General features: G+C 66.6%; 23 protein-coding genes. 9 read left to right on the top strand and 14 right to left on the bottom strand.

Annotation, left to right across the window (positions count from 1 at the left end):
• Positions 1-5 precede the first annotated feature (5 nt).
• The 11 genes from gspF to gspG all read right to left on the bottom strand — a co-directional run bounded on the left by gspF (position 6) and on the right by gspG (position 10,769).
• Positions 6-1,238 carry a type II secretion system inner membrane protein GspF gene (gene gspF / locus QTH97_RS11110; RefSeq protein ID WP_286568195.1) on the bottom strand — a complete coding sequence of 411 codons (1,233 nt, stop codon included), beginning with the start codon at positions 1,236-1,238 and terminating at the stop codon, positions 6-8.
• An 11-nt stretch (positions 1,239-1,249) separates the two neighbouring features.
• Positions 1,250-2,668 carry a type II secretion system ATPase GspE gene (gene gspE, locus QTH97_RS11115; RefSeq protein WP_286568196.1) on the bottom strand — a complete coding sequence of 473 codons (1,419 nt, stop codon included), beginning with the start codon at positions 2,666-2,668 and terminating at the stop codon, positions 1,250-1,252.
• 9 nt (positions 2,669-2,677) lie between these two features.
• On the bottom strand, positions 2,678-4,999 hold the full coding sequence (gspD, locus tag QTH97_RS11120; RefSeq protein WP_286568197.1) for a type II secretion system secretin GspD: 2,322 nt from the start codon (positions 4,997-4,999) through the stop codon (positions 2,678-2,680).
• 2 nt (positions 5,000-5,001) lie between these two features.
• On the bottom strand, positions 5,002-5,805 hold the full coding sequence (gene gspN / locus QTH97_RS11125; protein ID WP_286568198.1) for a type II secretion system protein N: 804 nt from the start codon (positions 5,803-5,805) through the stop codon (positions 5,002-5,004).
• 6 nt (positions 5,806-5,811) lie between these two features.
• Positions 5,812-6,387 carry a type II secretion system protein M gene (locus tag QTH97_RS11130; protein ID WP_286568199.1) on the bottom strand — a complete coding sequence of 192 codons (576 nt, stop codon included), beginning with the start codon at positions 6,385-6,387 and terminating at the stop codon, positions 5,812-5,814.
• Entirely contained in the window at positions 6,384-7,595 is a 1,212-nt protein-coding gene (gene gspL / locus QTH97_RS11135; RefSeq protein WP_286568200.1) for a type II secretion system protein GspL, read from the bottom strand. Before gspL ends, QTH97_RS11130 begins: the two co-directional genes overlap by 4 nt.
• A 131-nt stretch (positions 7,596-7,726) precedes the next feature.
• Complete coding sequence (gene gspK / locus QTH97_RS11140; protein ID WP_286568201.1) at positions 7,727-8,824, bottom strand: type II secretion system minor pseudopilin GspK; 1,098 nt, start codon at positions 8,822-8,824, stop codon at positions 7,727-7,729.
• A gap of 8 nt (positions 8,825-8,832) precedes the next feature.
• Positions 8,833-9,480 carry a PulJ/GspJ family protein gene (locus tag QTH97_RS11145; RefSeq protein ID WP_286568202.1) on the bottom strand — a complete coding sequence of 216 codons (648 nt, stop codon included), beginning with the start codon at positions 9,478-9,480 and terminating at the stop codon, positions 8,833-8,835.
• Positions 9,480-9,854 (bottom strand): type II secretion system minor pseudopilin GspI, encoded by a 375-nt coding sequence (gspI, locus tag QTH97_RS11150; RefSeq protein ID WP_286568203.1) that lies wholly within the window; start codon positions 9,852-9,854, stop codon positions 9,480-9,482. Before gspI ends, QTH97_RS11145 begins: the two co-directional genes overlap by 1 nt.
• Positions 9,851-10,354 carry a prepilin-type N-terminal cleavage/methylation domain-containing protein gene (locus QTH97_RS11155; RefSeq protein ID WP_286568204.1) on the bottom strand — a complete coding sequence of 168 codons (504 nt, stop codon included), beginning with the start codon at positions 10,352-10,354 and terminating at the stop codon, positions 9,851-9,853. Before QTH97_RS11155 ends, gspI begins: the two co-directional genes overlap by 4 nt.
• The gene (gene gspG / locus QTH97_RS11160; protein ID WP_286568205.1) at positions 10,329-10,769 is read right to left on the bottom strand and encodes a type II secretion system major pseudopilin GspG; all 441 of its coding nucleotides are present in this window, start codon (positions 10,767-10,769) and stop codon (positions 10,329-10,331) included. The genes QTH97_RS11155 and gspG overlap by 26 nt, the downstream gene beginning before the upstream one ends.
• 65 nt (positions 10,770-10,834) lie before the next feature.
• On the opposite strand from gspG, the gene QTH97_RS11165 reads away from it, so the two are divergent.
• Positions 10,835-11,386: a type II secretion system protein N gene (locus tag QTH97_RS11165; RefSeq protein ID WP_286568206.1), complete on the top strand. Its 552-nt coding sequence runs from the start codon at positions 10,835-10,837 to the stop codon at positions 11,384-11,386.
• A gap of 6 nt (positions 11,387-11,392) precedes the next feature.
• On the opposite strand, the gene ilvA is transcribed toward QTH97_RS11165, so the two are convergent.
• Positions 11,393-12,946, bottom strand: coding sequence for a threonine ammonia-lyase, biosynthetic (gene ilvA, locus QTH97_RS11170; protein WP_286568207.1), 1,554 nt, complete (start codon positions 12,944-12,946; stop codon positions 11,393-11,395).
• A 250-nt stretch (positions 12,947-13,196) separates the two neighbouring features.
• On the opposite strand from ilvA, the gene QTH97_RS11175 reads away from it, so the two are divergent.
• On the top strand, positions 13,197-13,646 hold the full coding sequence (locus QTH97_RS11175; RefSeq protein WP_286568317.1) for an OsmC family protein: 450 nt from the start codon (positions 13,197-13,199) through the stop codon (positions 13,644-13,646).
• A gap of 34 nt (positions 13,647-13,680) precedes the next feature.
• Here QTH97_RS11175 and coq7 read toward each other — a convergent pair whose 3' ends face one another.
• Entirely contained in the window at positions 13,681-14,310 is a 630-nt protein-coding gene (gene coq7, locus QTH97_RS11180) for a 2-polyprenyl-3-methyl-6-methoxy-1,4-benzoquinone monooxygenase (protein WP_286568208.1), read from the bottom strand.
• A gap of 283 nt (positions 14,311-14,593) precedes the next feature.
• On the opposite strand from coq7, the gene QTH97_RS11185 reads away from it, so the two are divergent.
• The 7 genes from QTH97_RS11185 to QTH97_RS11215 all read left to right on the top strand — a co-directional run bounded on the left by QTH97_RS11185 (position 14,594) and on the right by QTH97_RS11215 (position 22,912).
• Positions 14,594-15,895: a porin gene (locus tag QTH97_RS11185; RefSeq protein ID WP_286568318.1), complete on the top strand. Its 1,302-nt coding sequence runs from the start codon at positions 14,594-14,596 to the stop codon at positions 15,893-15,895.
• A gap of 161 nt (positions 15,896-16,056) precedes the next feature.
• Positions 16,057-17,037 carry an ABC transporter permease gene (locus QTH97_RS11190; protein WP_286568209.1) on the top strand — a complete coding sequence of 327 codons (981 nt, stop codon included), beginning with the start codon at positions 16,057-16,059 and terminating at the stop codon, positions 17,035-17,037.
• Positions 17,037-18,290 (top strand): M20 aminoacylase family protein, encoded by a 1,254-nt coding sequence (locus QTH97_RS11195; RefSeq protein ID WP_286568210.1) that lies wholly within the window; start codon positions 17,037-17,039, stop codon positions 18,288-18,290. The genes QTH97_RS11190 and QTH97_RS11195 overlap by 1 nt, the downstream gene beginning before the upstream one ends.
• Before the next feature lie 30 nt (positions 18,291-18,320).
• The gene (locus QTH97_RS11200; RefSeq protein WP_286568211.1) at positions 18,321-19,904 is read left to right on the top strand and encodes an ABC transporter substrate-binding protein; all 1,584 of its coding nucleotides are present in this window, start codon (positions 18,321-18,323) and stop codon (positions 19,902-19,904) included.
• A 100-nt stretch (positions 19,905-20,004) separates the two neighbouring features.
• Positions 20,005-20,916: an ABC transporter permease gene (locus tag QTH97_RS11205; protein WP_286568212.1), complete on the top strand. Its 912-nt coding sequence runs from the start codon at positions 20,005-20,007 to the stop codon at positions 20,914-20,916.
• Between the two features lie 14 nt (positions 20,917-20,930).
• On the top strand, positions 20,931-21,923 hold the full coding sequence (locus tag QTH97_RS11210; RefSeq protein ID WP_286568213.1) for an ABC transporter ATP-binding protein: 993 nt from the start codon (positions 20,931-20,933) through the stop codon (positions 21,921-21,923).
• Positions 21,920-22,912, top strand: coding sequence for an ABC transporter ATP-binding protein (locus tag QTH97_RS11215; RefSeq protein ID WP_286568214.1), 993 nt, complete (start codon positions 21,920-21,922; stop codon positions 22,910-22,912). Before QTH97_RS11210 ends, QTH97_RS11215 begins: the two co-directional genes overlap by 4 nt.
• A gap of 9 nt (positions 22,913-22,921) precedes the next feature.
• On the opposite strand, the gene zwf is transcribed toward QTH97_RS11215, so the two are convergent.
• A complete protein-coding gene (zwf, locus tag QTH97_RS11220; RefSeq protein ID WP_286568215.1) occupies positions 22,922-24,391 on the bottom strand; it encodes a glucose-6-phosphate dehydrogenase in 1,470 nt (489 codons plus the stop codon).
• Between the last annotated feature and the right edge of the window lie 88 nt (positions 24,392-24,479).

Raw genomic sequence — 24,479 nt, forward strand, 5'->3', positions numbered from 1 at the left:
GAGTGTCATTTCACGAATTGATTCAGTTGGATGATCGGCATGAGCACGGCCAGAACGATCAGCATCACGACACCGCCCATCGCCACGATCAGCAGGGGTTCCAGGATGGTGGCGAGATGCATGGCGCGACGCTGCACCTCGGCGCCGAGCTGGTTTGCCGCCCGTTGCAGCATCAGCGGCAAGGTGCCGGTCTGCTCGCCGAGGCGCGCGAACATCGAGACGATGCCGGGAAAGCGCTTCTTCTGCGCCAATGCCGAAGCCAGCGGCGCGCCTTCGCGCACCAGCACCAGAGCATCGAGCGCATCGGCGCGCATGGCCCGGTTGCCGAGTGTTTCGGATGCCGCCTGCAGTGCACGCAGGATCGGCACCCCGGCCGTCGCCAGCATCGCCAGCGTGCTCGCGAAGCGTGCGGCGTTGTAGCCGCGCGAGAGCTTGCCGACGAGCGGAAGATTGAGCCACGCCGCATCGAATTTCTCGCGGAATGCCTCGCGGGCCAGCGCCATTCGCGCACCGATGGTCCCGAGGACGATGACACCCAGCATCAACCACCCGTAGTTGCGCACGAAATCGCTGAGGGCCAGCATGGCCACCGTGAGGATCGGCAGCGCACGCTTGGTGCCCGCGAACACGTTGGCGACCTGCGGCACCACGTAGCTCACGAGGAAGATCACGATGACGATCGCGACCAGCGTCACGATCGCCGGGTACAGGGCCGCACCGACGAGCTTCTGCTGCAGCGCCTGCCGCTGTTCGAGGTCATCGGCGAGACGCTCCAGCACGAGGCCGAGGTTGCCGCTTTGCTCGCCGGCGCCGATCACGGCGGTGTAGATGGGCGAGAACTCGCGGGGATGCTGGGCGAGCGCGCGACCGAATGGCGAGCCCGCGTTGACCTCGGCGCGCAGCGATGCGACCAGGTTGCGTTGCGCCTCGCTCTCGGCTTCGTCGGTCAGCGCGGTGAGTGCGCGTTCGAGCGGGAGGCCCGAAGACACGAGGCCCGCGATCTGGCGCGTCCAGACGGCCAGCGTCGTGGAACTGAAGATGCGGCCGCCACCGAACATCCGGCGCCAGCCACCCGTTGCGGGCACACCGCTTTCGACGCTGCCGACCGGCGTGACCTCGAGGGGGATCAGCGCCTGCGCGCGCAGCATGCCGCGCGCACTGCGGGCGGTATCGGCTTCGACCACGCCCTTGCGCGGCTGGCCTTGCTGGTCGATGGCGTCAAACGAATAGGCGGGCATCTAAGGGCTGCTTAGTCTCTGGTAACTCGCAGGAGTTCGGCGCGGGAGGTGATGCCGGCCTTGAGGAGGCGTTCGCCGTCTTCGCGCATCGAGCGCAGGCCGCCGCGTTCGGCGGCGACGAAGAGCTGGCTTTCGGGGGCGCGATTGTGGATGAGGGATTGAACGGTGTCGTCGGCCACGAGCAGCTCGAAGATGCCGGTGCGGCCCTGATAGCCGGTCTGGCCGCAGGCGTCGCAGCCCACGGGTTGGCCTTCGGTGCCGGGCGCGGGGACGGAGCACACGGGGCACAGCTTGCGGACCAGGCGCTGCGCCAGCACGCCGAGCAGCGACGAGCTGAGCAGGAAGGGTTCGACGCCCATGTCGGTCAGGCGCGTGACGGCGCTGACGGAGTCGTTGGTGTGGAGCGTCGCGAGCACGAGGTGGCCGGTCAGCGATGCCTGGATGGCGATCTGCGCGGTTTCGAAGTCGCGGATCTCGCCGATCATGATCACGTCCGGGTCTTGCCGCAGGATGGCGCGCAGGGCCTTGGCAAAGGTCAGGTCGATCTTGGCATTGACCTGGGTCTGGCCGACGGCGGGCAGCTCGTACTCGATCGGGTCCTCGACCGTCATGATGTTGCTGCTGCTCGCGTCGAGCCTGCTGAGCGCAGCGTAGAGCGTGGTGGTCTTGCCGGAGCCGGTCGGGCCGGTCACCAGGATGATGCCGTGCGGCTGGCCGATCAGTTGCTCGAAGCGCGCGAGAGTGTCGCCCTGCATGCCGACCGATTCCAGCGTGAGCTTGCTTTCCGACTTGTCGAGCAGGCGCAGCACCGCGCGCTCGCCATGCGCCGAGGGCAGCGTCGACACGCGAACGTCGACCGCTCGGGTGCCGATGCGCAGGCTGATGCGACCGTCCTGCGGCAGGCGCTTCTCGGAGATGTCGAGGTCGGCCATGATCTTCAGGCGAGAGATCAGCGCCGCATGCAGCGCGCGATTGGGCTGCACCACTTCGCGCAGCGTGCCGTCGATGCGAAAGCGCACCGACGAGGTCCGCTCGTAGGGCTCGATGTGGATGTCGCTGGCGCCGTCGCGTGCCGCCTGAGTGAGCAGCGCGTTGAGCATGCGGATGATCGGCGCGTCGCCGGCCGATTCGAGCAAGTCCTCGACCGCGGGCAGCTCCTGCATCATGCGCGAGAGGTCGGCATCGCCCTGCACTTCGCTTACCACCGCGGCGGCGTTCGATTCGCCCTGCGCATAGGCGGCGCTGATGCGCTGCGCCAGTTGCTCGGGCGCCAGTGGCTCGAAAGTCTTGACCGGGTACTTGCGCAGCACTTCGCCCAGCGCGCTGCGCGGAGGCACCTTCGGCATCCAGAGGGTGTAGCTGCCTTCGTCCGTTTCTTCCAGCAACAACTGCTGGCCGCGAGCGAAGGCGTAGGGGAGGGGATAGCGCACGAGCGGACTCTAGGGCAATTCGCGGGCCGTCGACGGATCGGCGGTGGGAGGCAATGCGCCCTTCATGGTGCTGGGGCGCAGGGCTCGCGTGTCGCCCGGCGTGAGCGGCGGAGGCACCAGGCGCGTGCCCTCGATGCGGCGGTCCGGATTGGCGGCCGGCGGCAGCACAGGCGTGGGCTGCAACGGCTGCATGGCCTGCCCGGGCGGCGCCGCCGGCAGCACAGCGGACTCGTCCACGCTGCGCAGGAAGATGTTCTTCTCGGGTTGCGAGGTCTGCTGCAGGCCGCGGATGGCGTCGTAGCGATCGAGGGCGAGCTGGTCGCTGACGGCGTTGTCGCGCACCACCACCGGCCGCAGGAACACCATCAGGTTGGTCTTCTTGCGCGAGCGTGTCTCGCTCTTGAAGAAGTTGCCGATGATCGGGATGTCGCCAGCCAGCGGAACCTTCTCGGTGCCGCTCGAATACTCGTCCTGCAACAGGCCGCCGAGCACGATGATGTTGCCGTCGTCGACCACCACGTTCGATTCGATGCTGCGCTTGTTGGTGGTCGGGCCGTTCACGTTGTTGAGCGTCGACGCCTGGATGGTCGACACCTCCTGGAAGATCGACATCTTGACGGTGTTGCTCTCGTTGATCTGCGGCCGCACCCGCAGCGTCAGGCCGACGTCCTTGCGCTCGATGGTCTGGAACGGGTTGACCGAGCCGTTGGCGGCGCCCGTATTGGTGAACTGGCCCGTGAGGAAGGGCACGTTCTGGCCGATTACGATCTTGGCCTCCTCGTTGTCCAGCGTCAGCAGCGTGGGCGTCGACAGCACGTTGCCTTCGCCGTTGCTTTCGAGGAAGCGCGCGATGAAGCTGAGGATGTACTGGCCGCCGTACTTGGTTCCGATGCCGAAATTGATCCCGGTCGAGGGCCGCGTCGCGGTGTTGCCGGTCGCCAGGCCGACCGCGAGGTCGACGATGTTCTGGCCGCCCAGGCTGGAGTTGGTGCCGATGAAGCCGACATTCCGGTCGCCGCTGTTGCCGAGGCCGGTCTGCCACTGGATGCCGAACTCGGCCGCCTTGTCGGCATTGACCTCCACGATCAGGCTCTCGACCAGCACCTGGGCGCGCTTGCCGTCGAGGCGATCGATCACGGCACGCATCTGCCGGTACTGCGGCTCGGGTGCCGTGATGATCAGCGAGTTGGTGGACGGGTCGGCCTGCACCTGGCCGCCGGTCGACGGCTGGTTGGCGTTGGCGTTGAGGGGCGCCGTCGCCGCCGAACTCGTCTGCGAGAGGCCGCTCTGCGTGGCGCTGAGTTGCTGCGATGCCTGTTGGGTAGTGCCGCCTCCCGTCCCCTGGAAGCCGCCCGTGCCGGAGAGGCCGCGTGCTTCGGCCGACATCGCCGCCCGCAGCGTGGCCGCGAGCTTGACCGCATCGGCGTTCTTCAGATAGACCACATAGACATTGCCGGCGGCGCCGTTGCCGCTGTCGATGGCCGGGCGGTCGAGCTTGTCGACCAGCGTGCGCACGAGCTGCGCGCGCGCCGGGTTCGCCGCACGCAGGATGAGCGCATTGCCGCGCGGCTCGGCGAGCAGCGTGGTGCGGAAGGACGAATCGACCGAGCCCGGCGTTGCGGCGCCTGCGGTCGTGCTCGCGCCGCCTTCCAGCAGGCGCGAAATCAGGGGCACCATGTCGGTGGCGATCGAATGCTTGAGCGGGATCACTTCGATGTCCGAGGCGTTCGGCACGTCCAGCGCCGCCACGATTCGCGCGAGGCGGCGCATGTTCTCGGCGTAGTCGGTGATCACCAGGGAGTTGTTGCCCGGGTTCACGTTGATCGTGTTGTTGGGCGCGATCAGCGGACGCAGCACCGGCAGCAGGTTGTTGGCCGACTCGTAGTTGAGCTTGAAGATCTGCGTGACGATCTGGTTGCCGTTCACGCTCGACGCCGTGGGCGTCGAGGTGGTCACGGTGCTGCTCTGCAGCTTGGCGTCGGCTTCCGGCACCACCTTGTAGAGCCCTTCGGACTGCACCACCGCGAAGCCCTGGAGCCGCAGCGCCGCAGCGAACTGGTTGAAAGCCGCGTCGGGGGAGATGGCGCGATCGGTCTGCAGCGTGAGCGTGCCCTTGACACGCGGGTCGACGACCACGTCGCGGCCGGTCACGACCGCCATGGTGCGTGCGACGGACTCGATCTCGGCGTTGGTGAAGTTCAGCGTGATCGGTTCGCCGCGCCGCACGGTCGTCTCCTGTGCGAAGGCGGAAGGAATGCAGGCCGCGATCAGGAACTGCGCCGCGAGCGCGATGGTTCCGATGCGAATGCCGGTCGAAGTCTTTGGCTTCATGGTCAACCCAGTGTGATGAGCGAGCGCGTTCCTTCGCGCCGCCCGATGATGTTCAACAAATTCGAAAGTGCGTCTTCCCGTCCCGGCGCGGCGCTGGCTTCGCCGTCGAAACGGAAGGCGACGCCATTCCAGCGGCCGCTGCCGCTGAGCTGCAGGCTGCTTCCGTCGCGCGTGGTCAGCAGGAGGGTCGGCGCAGCGCCTCCCTCGAGGGCAACGCGGTAGCTGCCCATCGGTTTCAAGGTCGAGAGACTGGAAGAAATGTCGGTGGCGTCGAGCGCCGCACGCCCTTCGAGCGCCAGTTGCGGACCATTCGAGCGCAGGACGAAGGCCTGGGTCGAGATATCCAGCACGCCTTCGAGCTTGAGCGTGTTCCATGGCGCGCCGAAGCCGGCGAGCATCGCGGCGGGCCAGCGAGACTGGCCGTCGCGCCATTCGAGCTCCACGCCGCTCGCGCGCGGGCGGGCCTTGAACTCCAGCGGCCTGGCCGCGCAGCAGGAGAGATCGAGCGACGCCGTGACGCCGTCCCAGCTTGGCCGCAAGGTCCAGCCGAGCGTTCCCGGCAGCGAGATGGCCTCCGCGCCGCCTGCGCCGCTCGAGAACACGACACCGGACGATCCGGTCCAGACCGTTCCGCGTGCGTTGACCAGCTGCAGGTGGCCGTTGCTCCACCGGGCCAGGCCGGCGGCGAGCCACCGGGCCGGCGCATACAGCGCGAATGCCAGCGAGGCTCCGATGAATACGCCGAGCACGGCCCAGCGCCATGCGGTCTTGGCGGGAGCGTCGGGGCGGGGGGCGCGTCTTGCCATGGTGGATCAGCGTGCCGGCAGGCTCATGACCACGGTGCCGTCCCAGCGCACGCGCGACGAATCACCCGTCGCCGCGGGCGCGGACGTGGCCGGGGAAGGAGAAGCGGACGGAGGAGGCGTGGCGCTCTGCGTGCTGCGGGTCAAGTGAACTTCGCGCGGAACGGCGCGCGCGTTGCTGCGAGCCTGTCCGAGCCATTGGGCGAGTGCGTCCGCTGGCGCTGCGCGCAGCGCGATGGTCACGCCCTCGCCGGCGCCCGCGGCTTGCATCTGGGCATTGGGGCCGAGGTTCTGCCGCACCGAGGTTTCGAGGCCGCGCATGGCGTCGTCCCGGCTCGCGCGCGGTTGGGATTGCAGGGCCTTGGCCTGCGTCTGCAGGCTGGTCATCCGCTGCAGCTGGACATCGAGCTGCGCGTGTTCGGCCGGGGCCGACGACAGCGTGCGCAGCGCCGGTGCCAGCGCCACCCACCAGAACAGCGCCAGCACGACGAGCGCGGCGGCGATGGCGATCATGCGTTGCTCGCGCGGTTCGAGTGCGGGCCACCAGGCCTGCCAGCGCGCCTTGAGCGAATCGAGCCCCTTCATCGCGCTGCCTCCGTCGCCTGCACGAGCAGCAGATCGCCTTCGCTGCGGGCGCTGTAGCCGCGCGACGCCATGGCGGTGGTCACGTTGCCGAGTTCAGCGGCTTGCAGGCCGAGGCCGCGCAGTCGCAACTGGCCGGCGCTGAAATCGATGGCGGTGGGCGCGCGGCCGCGCGGGAGGCTCGCGGCCAGCGCACCGAGCATCGGTTCGAGGTCGCTGGCCGTGACGCCGCCGGTGGCCTGCTGCAACGCGGCGACTTCCCGCTGCATCTGGAGCGGCGCGTCCACCACCAGTTGCACCGAGGGGAAAGTCTGCGTGAGCACATTGCGTATCGCGCTGCGTTTGGCGTCGAGCGCATTGCGCTCCTTCCAGGCCCACGCGTTGAGACCGATGAGCTGCGCCAGCACCAGGACCACGGCGCCCCATCGGGCGGCGCGCCACTGCGGCCCGTGCCACAGCGCCCGCGAGATCGCGACGAACTTCTTGCTGGCGCGGGCGCGGCCGGTGGAGGCGAGGTCGAACTGCGCGAGGTCCCACGGCGACTCGCTCGCCTGGCGCCAGCGCTCCGCCGGCTTGACGATCGGTACGCGATAGCCGAGCACGCTTTCCGCCAGCTCGGCGACCGCGGGCTCGGCCAGCGCATGGGTGTCCGGGGGGAGGTTGCCGGCCAGGGCGAGGCCGGCGCTGTCGAGCGGCAGCATCGCGACGCCGTCGGCGCCGCTGACTACGCACAGCGCTGCGCCGGGCTCGCCGATGGCAAAGACCATCGGTGGGGCTCCGGTCGGCTGCGGTGCGAACTCGGGAATGATCCGCGTGACGCGGCGTCCCGCGGATTCGAGCGCCTGAACGGCGCTGCGCAGCCAGATGCGGTTGCACGCCGCCACCCAGACGGGAACGCCCACGCGGGCACCGGGCTCCAGCGCGAAGTGCAGGGATTCGGGATCGTCGAGCAGGCGGTCTTCGAGCAGGCCGCTGAGCACCGAGCGAAGGCGCACCGCGCCGCTCATGCTGCCCTGGGGCAAGGTGACCTGGTGCCACGACAGTGCGCCGGCGGGCACGCCAAGGATGATTTCATCGCCCGAGGGCAGGAGCGCAGGCGGCGCGCTCCCCTGCGAACGCAGCTTGCGGCCGTCGCCGGACCACGCCGCCCAGCCGTATTCGGCGGTGGCCGAACCGGGTGTGAGAGGAATGGTTACAAGCAGCAAGGCCATGGAGAAAACAAAAGGATCACTATTGTAGAAGTGGGGTCATTGCAGGCGCTACAGATTTGATAGCGTCTCACGCTGATGCTACGGGCGCCGCGCTAATTTTTGATCCGTTTGGGCTGGCGGCGGTCTCGCGGTCAGGATTTGGGCGGCACCTCCGTGGCGCCTGCGCCACGCTCTCTCCAGACGATACGGACCTCGATGCCGTTGCGCTGCAACAGGGTGTGCTCGTCCACCCAGGCGCTTTGGAGACGCAGCCGTGCGTGGACGTCGAAATAGCTGGTGGAGATGCTGTGCTGGCCCTCGGAGAACTGCGCCGTGTTCTGCTGGACCAGCGCAGTGGCGTCGGCGAGGCTGCGGAAGTAGCTCCTTGCCCGCCGCTCGACCAGTCGTTTGGCGCTTGCGAGGTCCAGTTTCGGGACGCTCGCGTAGATGGCTTCGGCGCTGGCCGTGTTGATGTTCAGCTTCGTGCCGCCCACTGGCAGGACGGTCACATAGGGTTCCAGAGCCGCCGTGGTAGTCGGGGACAGGCCGAGCCAGACGAGTTGGGCGGTGTGCTGAGGTACCAAGGGGCCGGTGGCCGACGTGGAGGTGTCGGTTTCCATCGTTGTCGTGGTTGTCGTGGTTGTCGTCGGCACCGGAGTGACGGGCGTCGCGCCCGTGCTTCCCGTCGTGCCGGTCGTCCCGGCGGTGGCTGGCACGCTGACCGTGGCGGGAAGCGCCTTCTGCAGGTTGCTGACCATCAGCGGGACCTCCTGGGCAGGCAGGCCCAGCAGGGCGAAGAGCTTGGTGAAGGCTTCGACGGCCGACGTCACCGGCTTGCCGCCCTCTACCAGGTTCATCACGTTGAGCTTGGATTGGGCATCGACGATCCGTCCCGAAAGAAAGGCGTCGGGCAGCCCCTCGAGCGCGTCGCTGGCGATGTTCTTGTCGGCGGCGAGAAAGCTGGTCAGCTTGGCTTCCGCCAACGGAATGGCCCATGGTTCGGCCAGATGGTCGGCCCCGCCGGTGACGGCGTTGGCACGGGCGTCTTCCCGCAGGATCAGGCGGGACCAGTCGAGCGCTCCGATCAGGATCCAGCCCGATTGCACCCGGGCCCGCTCGGCCCCTTCGACCTCCGTCGCGCGCCATTGCTGCCAGAGAGCTGCCGCCGCGAAGGTCGCGACGAGCGTGACGGTCAGCATGGCGGTCAGCAGTGCGGCGCCGAGTTGACGCTTTCCGACGGGGATGGGCATGCGGTGCTTCACGTCTTGGGCACCGTCACCGAGGGCCGCACCCAATCGCGCGTGATCAGGCCTGCGAGCGCCGGGCCGGGCGGCAGGCTCAGCACCAGCCGCACGCCGTCCGGCAATGGCGTGCTGGTTCCCAGCGCTTCGGCACTGACGGCGGGCGCCCAGTTGTTGTTGCGGAAGTAATAGATCTGCCAGCCGTCGGCCGGCATCAGGTCGACCTCGGCGTCGCGTGCCTCGTTGCTGCCGTCCTCCGCCCACGCGGCGGCACGGTCCCAGGCCTGCTGCCACTCCGCGCGCGTGCTGAAGCCGGGTGACTGCCAACGGCGCCAATGCGTGCCGGCGGCAGCGTCGGTGCGCAGGGTCCAGGCCACCACATAAACGCGCGGCGTGCCGCCGTCCGTGCTGCGCCGGGTGAGTCTCAGCACTCGACCGTTCCAGTCCATCGGGCGGGTCTGCGACAGCGCCACCGTGGCGTCGAGATCGGCGCCCCATTGCGACAACGCGGTCTGCAGCGTCAGGACGGCGTCGCCGCGCTCGCGGTTCTGGGCCTGCGCGCGCGCCATGCCGTCGAGTCCGCGCCAGCTCATCAGCGCGAGCAGCGCCATGACCGAGATTGCGACCAGCAATTCGATCAGCGTGAAGCCGTGTGCCCTGCGCATCAGTAGCGGCCCACCACGGTGGAAAGCCGCAGCACCGGCGCCTCGTCGGCGTCGCGGACCTGGACGTCGACGCGGCGGAAGTTGGGGTTCAAGGTAGGCGTGGTCGAAACCGTGACGCCGAAGTTCACATTGGCCTGTGTGCAGATCAGGCCCGCATCACCGACGGCGGGAAGCTGCCGCGCCAGCCGGGCCTTGATCAGTTCGTTCTCCGCGCACATCTGGGCCAGCATCACGTCGGACTGCCGCTGCGCGTTGCGCGTGAGCGCCATCGTCGCCTGCGTGCCGGCCATCAGGGCGATGGCGACGATGCCCAGGGCGACCAGCACCTCGATCAGCGTGAAGCCGAGCACGGCGCTGCGGCGTTGCCGATTCATGGCGATACCACCGCGAAAGGACGCAGCCCGTCGGTGCCGATGCGCAGGCTGCGGCTCGGAGGACCATCGGCGGTGATCAGCACCTGTTGCGCCGCGATGATCGGATCGGGGCCCAACTGCAGTGCCGGCACGGCGGTGCCTTCTGCGCTCATCGGCTGGGCCGTGATGCCGCTGGCGAGCCATGCAGTGGGGAGCGAATCGGATGGCAGCCCATCGAAGATGAAATTGCCGGGCCCATCCGGCGTGGGGCGCCAGCGGACCGCGACGCCAGCGGCGCGCGATTGCGCGCGCGCAGCTTCGAGCAGGGCGGCGAGCCGCTCCGCTTCGCGGTCGAGCGTAGCCTGGCCGGAATCCCGCATCGCCATCCCGACCCCGGCCGTGGCCAGGGCAATGATCGCGATCACGACCAGCAGTTCGAGCAGCGTGAACCCGCCAGTCCAGCGGCGGGCGGTTTCAGGTGGACGGCAGCGCGCCTTACTGCCAGCTGCCGATATCGGCATTCTTGCCTTCGCCGCCAGGCTGGCCGTCGGCGCCGAGCGAAAGCACATCGATCTCGCCCTTGATGCCCGGGTTCATGTACTGGTACGGGCGGCCCCACGGGTCGTTCGGGAGCTTTTCGACGTAGGGCTTCCAGTTGGGCGCTGCCGGGCCGGCCGTCGGCCGGGTGAGCAGCGCCTGCAGGCCCTGCTCGCTCGTGGGGTAGCGCTGGTTGTCCAGCCGGTAGAGCTTGAGCGCCTGCATGAGGTTGTTGACGTCGGTCTTGGCCGCCGTCACGCGGGCATCGTCCGCGCGCTCGATGACGTTCGGCACGATCAGCGCCGCGAGCACGCCGATGATCACCAGGACGACCATCAGCTCGATCAGGGTGAAGCCGCGCTGCAGCGTGCGCGTGAGGGAACGGTGGGAAAGGGGCATGAAAGGTGTGGTGAGAGCGTCGGGAGGCAGCGCGTGCCGCGTTCACTGAATGATAATCCGACCCCATGTCAGTTCCCTACGCTCCTGCCCGCTGGCCCGTGGCCACGGCGACGACAGGTCTCTGGGCCCTTGCGGCCGCGAGCATCGTGTTCTGGGGGCTGAGACTGGCTGCGCCTTCCGACGCCGTGGCGCCGCCCCCGGTGGCCAGCGCGCCTCAGGCGGTCGATCCGGCCGCCGTCGCCCAGGTACTGGGCGCCGTGTCGACGCCGGCCGCTGTGGTGGCCGCGCCCGAAGCCGCGAGCCGGTTCGCGCTGCTCGGCGTGGTGGCGGACAGTGATGGGCAGGGCGCCGCACTGATTGCCGTCGACGGCAAGCCGGCGAAGCCGTTCCGGGTCGGTGCCAAGGTCGAGGAAGGCTATGTGCTTCAGTCGGTCACGACGCGCGCCGCATCCTTCGGCGCCAGTGCGAATTCTGCGTCGGCGTTCACCTTGCAGTTGCCGACGCGGCCGCTGGCGGTGATGACGCCGCCTGCCGTGCCTTCGCCGCCGCCGGTCATTGCGCCGGCCGCACCAGGCGCACCAGGCGCACCAGGCGCGCCAGCAGCGCCGCTGCGCTGACTGTCTTCAGGCCTGCAGGAACAGCCGGTACGCCGGGTTGGAAGTCTCTTCCACGAAGGGATAGCCCAGCGCCTGGAGGAATTCGTCGAAGGCAGTGTTGTCCGCGCCGGGCACTTGCAGCCCGACCAGGATGCGCCCGTAGTCCGCGCCCTGATTGCGGTAGTGGAACAGGCTGATGTTCCAGTTGGGCCGCAGGAGGCTCAGGAACTTCAACAGCGCACCCGGACGCTCGGGGAAGACGAAGCGCAGCAGGCGCTCGTCCTTCGCCAGCCCAGTGCGGCCGCCGACCAGATGGCGGATGTGCTCCTTGGCGAGTTCGTCGTGCGTGAGGTCGATGGCGCCGAAACCGTGCGCCACGAAGGTATCGGCGATCGTCTTCGATTCGCCGCGCGTGGTGGTTGTCAGGCCGACGAAGACGTGGGCCTCTTTCGAATCGCTGATCCGGTAGTTGAATTCCGTCACGTTGCGCGATGCGCCCGGCAACTGGCCGACCAGTTCGCAGAAGCGGCGAAAGCTGCCGCGCTCCTCGGGAATCGTCACCGCGAAGAGCCCCTCGCGTTCCTCGCCGACCTCGGCGCGCTCCGCGACGAAGCGGAGGCGGTCGAAGTTCATGTTCGCGCCGCAGAGGATGGCCGCGTAGGTTTCGCCGCGCGTGCCGCGATCCTCGACGTATTGCTTGATCGCAGCCACTGCAAGCGCGCCCGCGGGCTCGACGATGCTGCGCGTATCGATGAACACGTCCTTGATGCCGGCGCAGACCGCGTCGGTGTCCACCGTGACGAACTCGTCCACGAGGTCTCGCGCGACACGGAAGGTCTCCTCGCCGACCAGCTTGACGGCGGTGCCGTCCGAAAAGAGGCCGACGTCGGGCAGCGTCACCCGCTCATCGGCGGCGACCGATTGCATCATCGCGTCCGAGTCGTTCATCTGCACGCCGATGACCTTGATCTCGGGACGCACCGCCTTGATGTAGTTGGCCACGCCGGCGATCAGGCCGCCTCCGCCGATGGCGACGAACACGGCGTCCAGCGGGCCTTGATGCTGGCGGAGGATCTCCATCGCGATGGTGCCCTGGCCGGCAATGACATCCGGATCGTCGAAGGGGTGGACAAAGGTCAGCCCGTGCAGCTTCTGCTGCTTGACCGCATACCCGTACGCGTCGGAGTAGCTGTCGCCGTGCAGATGCACTTCGCCGCCGAGGGCGCGAACGGCGTCGACCTTGAGTTGCGGCGTGGTCACCGGCATCACGACGACCGCGCGGACACCCAGCTTGTGGGCGCTCAGGGCCACCCCCTGGGCATGGTTGCCGGCGGACGCGCAGATCACGCCCTTCGCGAGCTGTTCTTCGCTCAGGTGCACCATCTTGTTGTACGCGCCACGCAGCTTGAAGCTGAACACGGGTTGCTGGTCTTCGCGCTTGAGAAGCACGGTGTTGCCCAGCCTCGCACTCAGCGCGCGCGCCGGCTCGAGGGCCGATTCCACCGCCACGTCGTAGACGCGCGCGGTGAGGATTTTCTTCAAGTAGTCGGCAGGGGTGAGAGGCGTGGTCGGCGTGGACATAGGGCCGCGATCATAGGCCCGTCGATGCAGGGGACGGAGCCCCAAGAAAAAAGCCCCGGGCCTTGCGGCTCGGGGCTAAATCCACCAATTGGGAGGGTGGAGGAGACAACCTGCGCACACGTGTCGGTGTGCAATGAAATAAAGTATATCGACTGTTTGTTGCATTGCAACAAGCGAGTGGCGCTTTTTGAACACTAAATCACGTCGATGAGAGTTTTTGGCCTTCATCGCGCGTCTGGAGTCAGCAAAGATGGAATGCACAGTGAGTTGGACCGGCAACACCGGCACGCGATCGGCCATGGGATTCGTCGCCGAGACCGGCACGGGGCACGTCCTGATGATGGATGGAGCGCCCGACAGCGCAAAACCCGAAAACGGCGGGCAGAACCTGGCGCCCCGCCCGATGGAGACCCTTCTGGCGGGCACCGGAGGGTGCACGGCCTACGACGTGGTGCTCATCCTGAAGCGCGGACGCCATCAGGTGGAGCGTTGCAGCGTCAAGCTGACCAGCGAACGGGCGGAAAAGGATCCCAAGGTCTTCACCAAGATCCATATGCATTTCACCGTCGAGGGCAAGGGCATCCCGGCCGCTGCGGTGGAACGGGCGATTGCCCTGAGCCACGACACCTATTGTTCGGCCAGCGTCATGCTGGGCAAGACCGCGGAGATCACGACCAGCTTCGACCTGATCGAGGCCTGATCCAAGCCTGATCGCGGGCGGGCGCTGCGGCCGCTCAGATGCGATGGGCGACCGTCGTCATGACCCGGGAGGCCATGCGCATCATCGCCTTCGCGGGCCCGGGCAGCTCCGTCGCGCCTGCACTCCACGCCTGCGCGGCGTGACGCGCCTCGTCGAGTTTCATCTGATTGATGACGGCCCGCGATGCGGTATCGCCCGCCGGCAGACGGTCGAGGTGGCCGTCGAGGTGGGCCTCGACCTGGCGCTCGGTCTCGGCCACGAAGCCGAGGCTCAAGGAATCCCCCAGCCGGCCCGCCACGAGACCGAGGCCGAAAGCACCCAGGTACCAGACCGGATTCAGCACCGACGCGTGGGCGCCGAGTTCGTCGAGCCGCTGTTGTGTCCAGGCCAGGTGATCGGTCTCTTCGCGCGCCGCATCGCTGAAGTGCATCCGCAGCGCCGGATCCCTGGTGACGGCCGCTTGCGCTGTATACAAGGCTTGCGCGCAGACCTCTCCGACGTGGTTCACACGCATCAAGGCCCCGGCTTCCCGCCGTTCGGCTTCGGTCAGCGTCCCTGCCGGCGTTGCGGCTGCTGGAGCTTCCCTGGTTGCATGCGGCTTGGCGAACAGGGTGCGCAGCGCCGCGTCTGCCACGGCCAGAACGGAGTCAAGAGATCGGGTCATGGTCCGATTGGACCCGAAACACAGAAAGTCACAACTCTCGGGACGATTCCTTTCACATAGTGGTGTTGGAAAGCGCGCAGAACCTTTGTTGCACTGCTGCAACGAAACGCCCTGGACACCCGTGTTTTCGGGCGAATTGTTTTGCCCTTGCGAACCGGCTCTGGTGCAATAGCGACAACTTCCCAAAAGGAGGTTGGCCCGGGGTCCGGTGGGAGCACAAAAGTGCCAGTCACGGTGAGCCCTTCGCACCGGAGCCCTATGTTTAACCTTGGAGAAACTTGCAATGAAAAAATCTCTAGTTGCCCTGGCTGCTCTGGCTGTCGCCGGCGTCGCCTCGGCTCAGTCGTCTGTCACGTTGTTCGGCGTGGTTGACGCCGCTGTCAGCGGCTATTCCAACAAGACTGAAGACCTCTTCGGCAACAGCGTCACGACGAAGGCCACCAAGCTGACCAACTCGGGCTACAACTCCAGCCGTCTGGGCTTCCGTGGTACGGAAGACCTCGGTGGTGGCCTGGCAGCCAGCTTCTGGCTCGAAGCCGGTATCAACAACGACGACGGCACCGGCCAAACGATCTCCGGCCTCGGCCCGACGGCCCAAGGCGGTGGCGGCCTGACGTTCAATCGTCGTGCAACGGTCAGCCTGTCTGGCGCATTCGGTGAAGTCCGCCTCGGTCGTGACTACACCCCGACGTTCTGGAACGACACCGTGTTCGATCCGTTCGGCACCAACGGCGTCGGTACCAACCTGATCTCGACGGCCAACGGCTACAACAGCGGCAACGCGTCGAACAGCGGCTTCACGGTGAACAACCAGTACGTTCGCTCCAGCAACTCGATCGGCTACTTCCTGCCGCCGAACCTGGGTGGCTTCTACGGTCAGTTCATGTACGCCTTCAACGAGAAGGCCAGCCTGGATCCGGGCGTGCTGATTCAGCCGACCATCCCTGCCGGCGCTATCTTCAATGACTCGCGCTCTGGCCGTTACATCGGTGGTCGCGTTGGCTACGCCAACGGCCCGCTGGATGTCGCGATCTCCTACGCTGAAACGACCCTGGCCAGCCAGTTCTACCAAGGTACCACCTCGAAGCTTGATTCGGGCAGCATCGGTGCTTCGTACGACTTCGGCGTCGTGAAGCTGTTCGGTGAATACGCCAAGTCGGACACGAAGTTCGACTCGTCGGCAATCACCGTTGCCAATGCGTTCGGCATCCGCGAACCCGGCGCTGACGGTTGGCTGCTCGGCGTGACCGTGCCGGTCGGCCCTGGCCTGATCCGCGCTGCTTACTCTGCAGTGGACTACAAGAACACGACGCCTCGCGCACAAGTGTTCGGCCTGGAAGAACCCAAGGCTAGCAAGTGGGCCCTCGGCTACGTGCACAACCTGTCGAAGCGCACGGCTCTGTACGCAACGGTGGCTTACATCGACAACAAGAATGGCTCTGACCTGACCATCGGCAACAGCCCCGAGTACTTCGGCAATGCCCCGGCCACGCTGCCCACCGGCGGTGCAAACCCGCTGTTCGTGCCTAACCTGACCCCGAAGAGCTCCATGGGCTACGACTTCGGTATCCGTCACGCTTTCTGATCTGACGCTGGCGTAAGCCAGTATCAAGGGAAGTTCTTGAAGCCATCCGATGCAAGTCGGATGGCTTTTTTCATTGGGGCGCCGCGAGCGAGGCCCCCGGGGAACTCCCGCATGGGCACGCAGCTTGCTCTGCTAGCATCGTTGAAAACTTCGCTTGCTGAATGATCGCTTTCGTACTGCGCCGCCTGATCCAAGCCGTCATCGTGATGGTCGCGGTTGCCTTCATCGCCTTCCTTCTCTTCCAGTACGTGGGTGATCCGGTGGTGTTCCTGCTGGGCCAGGACGCCAAGCCCGAGCAGATCCGGGAGCTTCGCGAAGGCCTCGGTCTCGACAAGCCCTTCTTCGTGCAGTTCTGGCACTTCCTCGTGAATGCCGCGCAAGGTGAGTTCGGCCTCAGCTTGCGACAGGGCGCGAAGGTGTCGCGCCTGATTGGTGAACGCTTCCCCGCCACGCTCGAACTTGCGTTGGTGGCAGCGGTGCTCGCGCTGGCCATCGGTATCCCCATGGGCGTCTACACGGCGCTGAGGCGCGGCAGCTTCATGAGCCAGGTGTTCATGACGATCTCGCTGCTCGGTGTCTCATTGCCGACCTTCCTGATCGGCATCCTGCTGATCCTCGTCTTCGCCGTACTGCTCGGCTGGTTCCCGAGCTTCGGACGCGGCGACACCGTGCAGATCGGCTGGTGGAGCACCGGCCTGTTGAAGGCGGACGGCTGGCTTCACATCGTGTTGCCCGCAGTCACACTCGCTATCTTCCAGCTCACGTTGATCATGCGGCTGGTGCGCGCGGAGATGCTCGAAGTGCTCCGTACCGACTACATCAAGTTCGCTCGTGCGCGCGGCCTGTCGGATCGTGCGATCCATTTCGGGCATGCGCTGAAGAACACGCTGGTGCCCGTCATGACGATCACCGGCCTCCAGCTCGGTGGCCTGATCGCATTCGCGATCATCACGGAATCGGTGTTCCAGTGGCCCGGCATGGGCCTGCTGTTCATCCAGGCCGTCACTTTTGCCGACATCCCCGTGATGGCGGCCTACCTGTGCCTCATCGCACTCATCTTCGTCGTCATCAATCTCGTGGTCGATCTGCTCTACTTCGTCGTCGACCCGCGGTTGCGTATTGGCAACGCTGGAGGTCACTGATGACTGAGCTTCGTCTGCAAGCAGCGGGGAGGGCGTTCGCCCACATCGCCCGCTTCTATCCTGAAATCACCGCGTTCCGTCGCGACCTGCACGCGCATCCCGAGCTCGGTTTCGAGGAGGTCTATACCTCCGGCCGCGTGCGGGAGGCGCTGAGGGCCTGCGGCGTCGACGAGATCCATACCGGCATCGGCAAGACCGGCGTCGTGGGCGTGATTCGCGGCGCTTCCACGGCGAGCGGCCGCATGATCGGCCTGCGCGCGGACATGGATGCCTTGCCGATGTGCGAGGACAACGACTTCCCCTGGCGCTCCGCCAAGAACGGCCTCATGCACGGCTGCGGCCATGACGGGCACACAGCCATGCTGGTCGGCGCGGCGCGCTACCTCGCTGAGACCCGCAACTTCGACGGCACCGCCGTCCTGATCTTCCAGCCGGGCGAAGAAGGCTTCGCCGGCGCGCGAGTGATGATCGAGGACGGCCTCTTCGATCAATTCCCCGTCGATTCGGTCTACGCCATGCACAACTGGCCGGGCATGCCGGCCGGCACGGTGGGCATCAATCGCGGTGCGATGATGGCGGCGGCCGATCGCATCACGATCGAAGTCACGGGCAAGGGCGGCCACGGCGCGCATGCCTACCTGACGGTCGATCCGGTCGTGGTGTCCGCGCACATCATCACCGCGGTGCAGAGCATCGTCTCGCGCAACGTGCGACCGATCGATGCGGCCGTGATCAGCATCTGCGCAGTCAGCGCGGGGGACCTGGGCGCGATGAGCGTAGTGCCGGGCAAGGCCACGCTGGTCGGCACGGTGCGCACATTCAGCTCCCGGGTGCAGGAGCAGGTCGAGCGCCGGTTGGCGGAACTGTGCGCCGCAGTCGCTGCCGGTTTTGGCGCCACGGCCCACGTCAAGTTCGAGCGCATCTACCCCGCGACCATCAACACCGCGCCGGAAGCGATGTTCGCCGGCGACGTCGCGCAATCGCTGGTGGGCGCGCACAACGTCGAGCGCAACATGGAACCCAGCATGGGCGCGGAAGATTTCTCCTTCATGCTGCAGAAGAAGTCCGGCGCCTATCTGCGCATTGGCCAGGACGCCCGGGGCGGCGCCTTCCTGCACAACAGCCGGTATGACTTCAACGACGAAATCCTGCCGCTCGGCGCCGCGTTGCATTCGGGCCTGATCGAGCAGGGCATGCCGCTGGCCGCTGCGGCCCAGAAACCCAAAAACAAGATCGCCTCGACAGCGTCTTGAGTCTTTCCAACCCCCGAGGAGTGCTTTCCCATGAGTCTGAAGAAAAGTATGGTTGCGGTAGCGGTCCTGTCCATCCTGGCGGCCACGAGCTTGATGGCCGGCGCGCAAACCATCCGCATCGCGAATCAGGGCGATGCGCTCTCTCTGGACCCGCACTCGCTCAATGAGTCGCTCCAACTGAGCACGACCGCCAACGTCTACGAGATGCTGGTGGGACGCAACAAGGACCTGAGCCTGGCACCGTTGCTGGCTACGAGCTGGAAGCAGACATCGCCGACCGTCTGGCGCTTCGAGCTGCGCAAGGGCGTGCAGTTTCACAACGGCACGCCGTTCTCGGCCGACGACGTCGTGTTCAGCTTCAAGCGCGCAGCGGGCGAGGGCTCGGACATGCAGGGCGCCACTACCGATATCAAGGAAGTGCGCAAGGTGGGCGATCTCGCGGTCGAGATCGAAACCCGTGGCCCCTTCCCGATCCTCCCCGACGTGATCTCGCAACTGATGATCATGAGCAAGAAGTGGTGCGAGGAAAACCAGGCGACCCGGCCGGTCGATCGCCGCAAGGGCATCGAGAACACCGCGTCGTTCAAGGCCAACGGCACCGGACCCTTCCGCGTGCGCGAGCGCCAGCCCAATGTCCGCACGGTCTTCGTACGCAACAACAACTACTGGGGCAAGATCGAAGGCAACGTCCAGGAAGTCGTCTTCACGCCGATCGCCAATCCTGCGACACGTGTCGCCGCGTTGATCTCGGGCGAGGTCGAGGTGATGGAGCCGGTGCCGGTGCAGGACGTTGCGCGCGTCAACGCGAGCCCGAACGCACGCGTGATCGCCGGCCCCGAGTTGCGGACCATCTTCCTCGGCATGGATCAGAAGCGCGACGAACTCCTGTACTCCAGCGTGAAGGGCAAGAACCCGTTCAAGGACAAGCGCGTCCGCCAGGCCTTCTACCAGGCCATCGACATCAACGGCATCCAGCGCACCGTGATGCGCGGCGCCTCGCGACCCACTGCGCTGATGGTGGGCCCGGGCATCAACGGCTGGACTGCGGAGCAGGACAAGCGGCTGCCCTATGACGTCGAAGCGGCGAAGAAGCTGATGGCCGATGCGGGCTATCCCAACGGCTTCGAGGTGACGATGAACTGTCCGAACGACCGCTATGTCAACGACGGCCAGATCTGCCAGGGCGTGGCGGCCAGCCTCGCGAAGATCGGCGTCAAGATCAACCTCGCGGCCGAGACCAAGGGCACGTACTTCCCGAAGATCCTGCGGCGCGACACCAGTTTCTACCTGCTCGGCTGGACCCCGACCACCTATGACTCGCACAACGCGCTCAGTTCGCTGATGGCCTGTGTCGACGACAAGGGAACCGGCCAGTTCAACCTCGGCGCCTACTGCAATCCGAAAGTCGACGAGCTGACCAAGAAGATCCAGTCGGAGACCGACAAGCCCAAGCGCGACGCGATGATCAAGGAGGCCTTCACGATCCATGCCGACGACGTGGGCCACCTGCCTTTGCACCAGCAGTCGCTGGCATGGGGCGTAAGCAAGAAGGTCGAACTGACCCAACTCGCCGACAACTGGATGATGTTCAAGTGGATGAGCATCAAGCCGTGAACGCGTGAGCTTTCCACGCTCCCGCACTTCGCGTCGTGGCTGCCCCCGAGGGGGCAGCACGGCGCCGGCCTGATCCTGCGGCATCTCCTTCCGCCTCCCGATGAATAAAACCATAGCCCGCTGGCTCGACAGCGATGTCGGCCACAGCTTTCGCAGCTCGCCGGTCGCGATGCTGGCCGCCGCGATCGCCTTCGTGTGCGTGTTCTGCGCCGTGTTCGCGGGATGGGTGTCGCCGCACAACCCCTTCGACCTCGCAACGCTCGATCTCGGCGACGCGCGCCTCCCGCCGGCCTGGAGCGCCGAGGGCACCGCCAAGTACCTGCTCGGAACCGACGACCAGGGCCGGGACATCCTCTCGGCGGTGATCTACGGCGCGCGCATCTCGCTGGTCGTGGGGCTGGTGTCGGTCATCGTCTCGGTCTTCGTCGGCGTGCTCTTCGGATTGCTGGCGGGCTTCTGGGGCGGTTGGCTCGATGCCTTCCTCATGCGCGTGTGCGACGTGATGCTGTCGTTCCCGCCGATTCTCGTGGCCCTGCTCATGGCGGGTGTCGGCCGGGCGCTGTTTCCGGATGCGCCCACCTCGGTGGCCTTCGGCGTGCTGATCATCTCGATATCGCTTACCGGCTGGGTGCAATATGCGCGCACCGTGCGCGGGTCGACGCTGGTGGAGCGCAGCAGGGAGTACGTTCAGGCCGCTCGCGTGACCGGTGTGTCGCCGTGGCGGATCATGATGCGCCACGTGCTGCCGAACGTGATGGGCCCGGTGCTGGTGCTGGCGACGATCCAGGTCGCGACCGCCATCATCACCGAAGCCACGCTGTCCTTCCTGGGCGTTGGCGTGCCCCCGACCTCGCCGTCGCTGGGCACCTTGATCCGCGTCGGCAACGAATATCTGTTCTCCGGCGAATGGTGGATCACCGTGTTCCCCGGCGCGATGCTCGTGCTGATCGCACTGAGCGTGAACCTGCTGGGCGACTGGCTGCGCGATGCGCTCAATCCGCGACTGCGCTGAAGGCGAACGAACCCATGAGCCTGCTCCAAGTCCAGAACCTGGTCGTCGAGTTTCCGAATCGCCGCGGCACGCTGCGCGCGCTGGACGACATCTCCTTCGAGATCGCCCCGGGCGAAATCCTCGGCGTGGTCGGTGAATCGGGCGCAGGCAAGTCGCTGACCGGCGCCGCCATCATCGGACTGCTCGAGCCTCCCGGCCGTGTGGCCGGCGGGCAGATCTTGCTCGAAGGCCAGCGCATCGACAACCTCGACCACGAGGCCATGCGCCACATTCGCGGCCGCAAGATCGGCGCGATCTTCCAGGACCCTCTGACTTCGCTGAACCCGCTCTACACGATCGGCCGGCAACTGATCGAAACCATCCGAACGCACCTCCCGGTGACCGAGGCGGAGGCACGCCGGCGCGCCATCGCGCTGTTGCAGGACACCGGCATCCCCGCGGCCGCGCAGCGCATCGACCACTTTCCACACCAGTTCTCGGGCGGCATGCGGCAGCGCGTCGTGATCGCGCTCGCGCTCGCGGCCGAGCCGAAGCTGATCGTCGCCGACGAACCCACCACCGCGCTGGACGTGTCGATCCAGGCGCAGATCATCCAGTTGCTCAAGGGCATCTGCAAGGAGCGCGGCGCTGCCGTGATGCTGATCACCCATGACATGGGCGTCATTGCCGAAACCTGCGACCGCGTGGCCGTGATGTACGCCGGCCGCGTGGCCGAGATCGGGCCGGTGCACGAGGTGATCCATCAGCCGGCCCATCCGTACACCTCGGGCCTGATGGCCTCCATCCCCGACATGACGATGGACCGCGAACGCCTCAACCAGATCGACGGCGCGATGCCGCGGCTCAACGCCATTCCCAGGGGATGCGCCTACAACCCGCGCTGTCCGCGTGTCTTCGACCACTGCATGGTCGAACGCCCGGACCTGCTCAATGCCGGTGCCACCCGCGCCGCATGCTGGCTGCACGAAGCGCACACGGCCTCGCCCGCCTACGGAGGCGTGGCATGACGGCACTGGTGCAGGCACACGATCTCGCCAAGAGCTTCGACGTTTCGCCGCCCTGGCTCAACCGGGTGCTGGAGCGCAAGCCGCGCGTGCTGCTCAAGGCCGTCGATGGCGTGAGCTTCTCGATCGAGCGCGGCAAGACGCTCGCCCTGGTGGGTGAGTCCGGATGCGGCAAGAGCACCGTCGCGCGTCTGCTGGTGGGGCTGTACGACCCCACGCGGGGCGGCATGCAGTTCGATGGACAGGATGCGCACGCGGCGTTCAAGACGGCCGAGGGGCGCACGCTGCGGCGGCGCATCCAGATGATCTTCCAGGACCCGTATGCGAGCCTCAACCCGCGCTGGATCGTCGAGGACATCGTCGGCGAGCCGCTGCGAGAGCACGGCATTCTCGCCAAGGGCCCCGAGCTCAAGGCGCGTGTCGGCGAACTGCTGAAGTCGGTCGGGCTGAGTCCGCTGGACATGGTGAAGTACCCGCACCAGTTTTCCGGCGGGCAGCGCCAGCGCATTTCCATCGCGCGGGCCCTGGCGACGCAGCCCGAGTTTCTCGTGTGCGACGAGCCGACCTCGGCGCTCGACGTGAGCGTGCAGGCGCAGGTGCTCAACATCATGAAAGACCTGCAGCGCGAGCAGGGCCTGACCTATCTCTTCATCTCGCACAACCTTGCGGTGGTTCGCCATGTCGCCGACCAGGTCGGCGTAATGTATTTGGGGCGTTTGGTCGAGGTGGCCGAGAAGCACACCCTGTTCGATTCACCGCAGCATCCCTACACACGCATGCTGCTGGATGCCATTCCGCAGATGAAGCACACCGGGCGACGCCGTACGCCGGTGCAGGGCGAGGTGCCGAACCCGCTCAATCCGCCGACGGGCTGCACCTTCCATCCGCGCTGCCCGCTGGCCAACGAGCGCTGCAAGGCGGAGCGACCGCCACTGCAGATGTTGCGCGGCGTGCAGGTTGCCTGCCACGCCGTGGAAGAGGGCAGGGCCTAGCCCGCGGGCTTACTGTTCCTCCCCCCAGGCGTAGCCGTCGCGGGCGATCATCGCGCTTGACGCGCTCGGGCCCCAGGTGCCCGCCGCATAGGGACGCGGCACGCCGTCCGATGCCCAGCTGTCGATCAGCGGCTCGACCCAGCGCCATGCCTCTTCCTGCTCGTCGCTGCGCACGAACAGGTTCAATCGGCCATCGATCACGTCGAGCAGCAGGCGCTCGTAGGCACCCACGCGTTCCGAGCCGAATCGCTTGTCGAAGTCGAGATCGAGCTGCACCGGCGCCAGTTGCGGACCAGCGCGCCGATTGCCGTTGCGCTGGCGGTCGCCCTGCGCCTGCGCGAGCATGTGCAGTTCCAGGCCGTCCTTGGGTTGCAGATTGATCACCAGCTTGTTGACCGCGTTCGCAGGCGCACGAAAGATCGCATGCGGCGTCGGCTTGAAGCTCACTTCGATGCGCGCATCGCGCGACGCCAGGCGCTTGCCGGTTCGGATGTAGAGCGGCACGCCGGCCCATCGCCAGTTGGCGATCTCGGTGCGCAGCGCCACGAACGTTTCGGTGCGGCTTTCGGGGTCCACGCCCGGTTCGTCGCGATAGCCTTGCACGCGCTGGCCGTACGCCGTGCCCGCGGTGTACTGCCCGCGGATCGCATGCAGGCCGATGGATTCGGCCGTCCAGGGCTTCAGGGCGCGCAGCACCTTGAGTTTTTCGTCGCGAATTGCATCGGCGTGCGCGTTGATCGGCGGCTCCATCCCGAGCGCGCAGACCAATTGCAGCGCGTGGTTCTGCACCATGTCGCGCAGCGCGCCGGTCTGGTCGTAGAAGGCACCGCGCTTCTCCACGCCCAGGTCCTCGGCGATCGTGATCTGGATGTTGGCGATGTGCTCGCGACGCCAGATCGGCTCGAACAGCGCGTTGCCGAAGCGCATCGCGAACAGGTTCTGAACCGACGGCTTGCCGAGGTAGTGGTCGATGCGGAACACCTGGTGCTCTGCGAGAACATGGCACACGGCCTTGTTGATCGCGCGATTCGAGGCAAGGTCATGGCCCAGCGGCTTCTCCAGCACGACGCGCGTCTGCGGCCCATTGAGGCCGGCCTTCGCGATCTGCTCGACGACCTGCGTGAAGAGGGCGGGCGCCGTGGCCAGGTACATGACCACCGTGCTCGCATTGCGTGCCTTCAGCACCTCGGCGAGCTTGTCGTAGTCGCCGGGCTGCGACAGGTCCATGCGCAGGAAGTAGAGCAGCGATGCGAACTTCTTGAACTCCTCGGGCGTCGGCCGTTTGGCGCCCTCGACCGCCTCGAAGCGGGACTGGATCAGTTCGCGATAGGCGTCGTCGGAAAGATCATCGCGCGCCACGCCGATGATGCGCCCGTCTTCGGGCAGACTGCCGTGCCGGAACGCCTGGAACAGGGCCGGCATCAGCTTCCGCCATGCGAGATCACCGGTACCGCCAAAGAGGACGAGGTCGAAACTCATGGATACATCCGTGTGGTTGTGTGGAGCGAGCATGAAGCTTGCCAGCGAATGGTACTTGTACCGATCTGGCGGGGCGACGCCTCCGGCT

The organism is Variovorax gracilis, from assembly GCF_030317115.1.
Lineage (GTDB): Bacteria > Pseudomonadota > Gammaproteobacteria > Burkholderiales > Burkholderiaceae_C > Variovorax > Variovorax gracilis.

Bases quoted from the DNA above. Each gene is read 5' to 3' on its own strand.
- gspL (WP_286568200.1), bottom strand. From the start codon at position 7,595: ATGGCCTTGCTGCTTGTAACCATTCCTCTCACACCCGGTTCGGCCACC.
- QTH97_RS11145 (WP_286568202.1), bottom strand. From the start codon at position 9,480: ATGCGCAGGGCACACGGCTTCACGCTGATCGAATTGCTGGTCGCAATC.
- QTH97_RS11210 (WP_286568213.1), top strand. From the start codon at position 20,931: ATGAGCCTGCTCCAAGTCCAGAACCTGGTCGTCGAGTTTCCGAATCGC.
- gspG (WP_286568205.1), bottom strand. From the start codon at position 10,769: ATGCCCCTTTCCCACCGTTCCCTCACGCGCACGCTGCAGCGCGGCTTC.
- QTH97_RS11190 (WP_286568209.1), top strand. From the start codon at position 16,057: ATGATCGCTTTCGTACTGCGCCGCCTGATCCAAGCCGTCATCGTGATG.
- gspK (WP_286568201.1), bottom strand. From the start codon at position 8,824: ATGCCCATCCCCGTCGGAAAGCGTCAACTCGGCGCCGCACTGCTGACC.
- QTH97_RS11155 (WP_286568204.1), bottom strand. From the start codon at position 10,354: ATGCCGATATCGGCAGCTGGCAGTAAGGCGCGCTGCCGTCCACCTGAA.
- gspD (WP_286568197.1), bottom strand. From the start codon at position 4,999: ATGAAGCCAAAGACTTCGACCGGCATTCGCATCGGAACCATCGCGCTC.
- ilvA (WP_286568207.1), bottom strand. From the start codon at position 12,946: ATGTCCACGCCGACCACGCCTCTCACCCCTGCCGACTACTTGAAGAAA.
- gspN (WP_286568198.1), bottom strand. From the start codon at position 5,805: ATGGCAAGACGCGCCCCCCGCCCCGACGCTCCCGCCAAGACCGCATGG.
- QTH97_RS11185 (WP_286568318.1), top strand. From the start codon at position 14,594: ATGAAAAAATCTCTAGTTGCCCTGGCTGCTCTGGCTGTCGCCGGCGTC.
- gspI (WP_286568203.1), bottom strand. From the start codon at position 9,854: ATGAATCGGCAACGCCGCAGCGCCGTGCTCGGCTTCACGCTGATCGAG.
- QTH97_RS11130 (WP_286568199.1), bottom strand. From the start codon at position 6,387: ATGAAGGGGCTCGATTCGCTCAAGGCGCGCTGGCAGGCCTGGTGGCCC.
- coq7 (WP_286568208.1), bottom strand. From the start codon at position 14,310: ATGACCCGATCTCTTGACTCCGTTCTGGCCGTGGCAGACGCGGCGCTG.
- zwf (WP_286568215.1), bottom strand. From the start codon at position 24,391: ATGAGTTTCGACCTCGTCCTCTTTGGCGGTACCGGTGATCTCGCATGG.
- QTH97_RS11205 (WP_286568212.1), top strand. From the start codon at position 20,005: ATGAATAAAACCATAGCCCGCTGGCTCGACAGCGATGTCGGCCACAGC.
- QTH97_RS11165 (WP_286568206.1), top strand. From the start codon at position 10,835: ATGTCAGTTCCCTACGCTCCTGCCCGCTGGCCCGTGGCCACGGCGACG.
- QTH97_RS11195 (WP_286568210.1), top strand. From the start codon at position 17,037: ATGACTGAGCTTCGTCTGCAAGCAGCGGGGAGGGCGTTCGCCCACATC.
- QTH97_RS11175 (WP_286568317.1), top strand. From the start codon at position 13,197: ATGGAATGCACAGTGAGTTGGACCGGCAACACCGGCACGCGATCGGCC.
- QTH97_RS11215 (WP_286568214.1), top strand. From the start codon at position 21,920: ATGACGGCACTGGTGCAGGCACACGATCTCGCCAAGAGCTTCGACGTT.
- QTH97_RS11200 (WP_286568211.1), top strand. From the start codon at position 18,321: ATGAGTCTGAAGAAAAGTATGGTTGCGGTAGCGGTCCTGTCCATCCTG.
- gspF (WP_286568195.1), bottom strand. From the start codon at position 1,238: ATGCCCGCCTATTCGTTTGACGCCATCGACCAGCAAGGCCAGCCGCGC.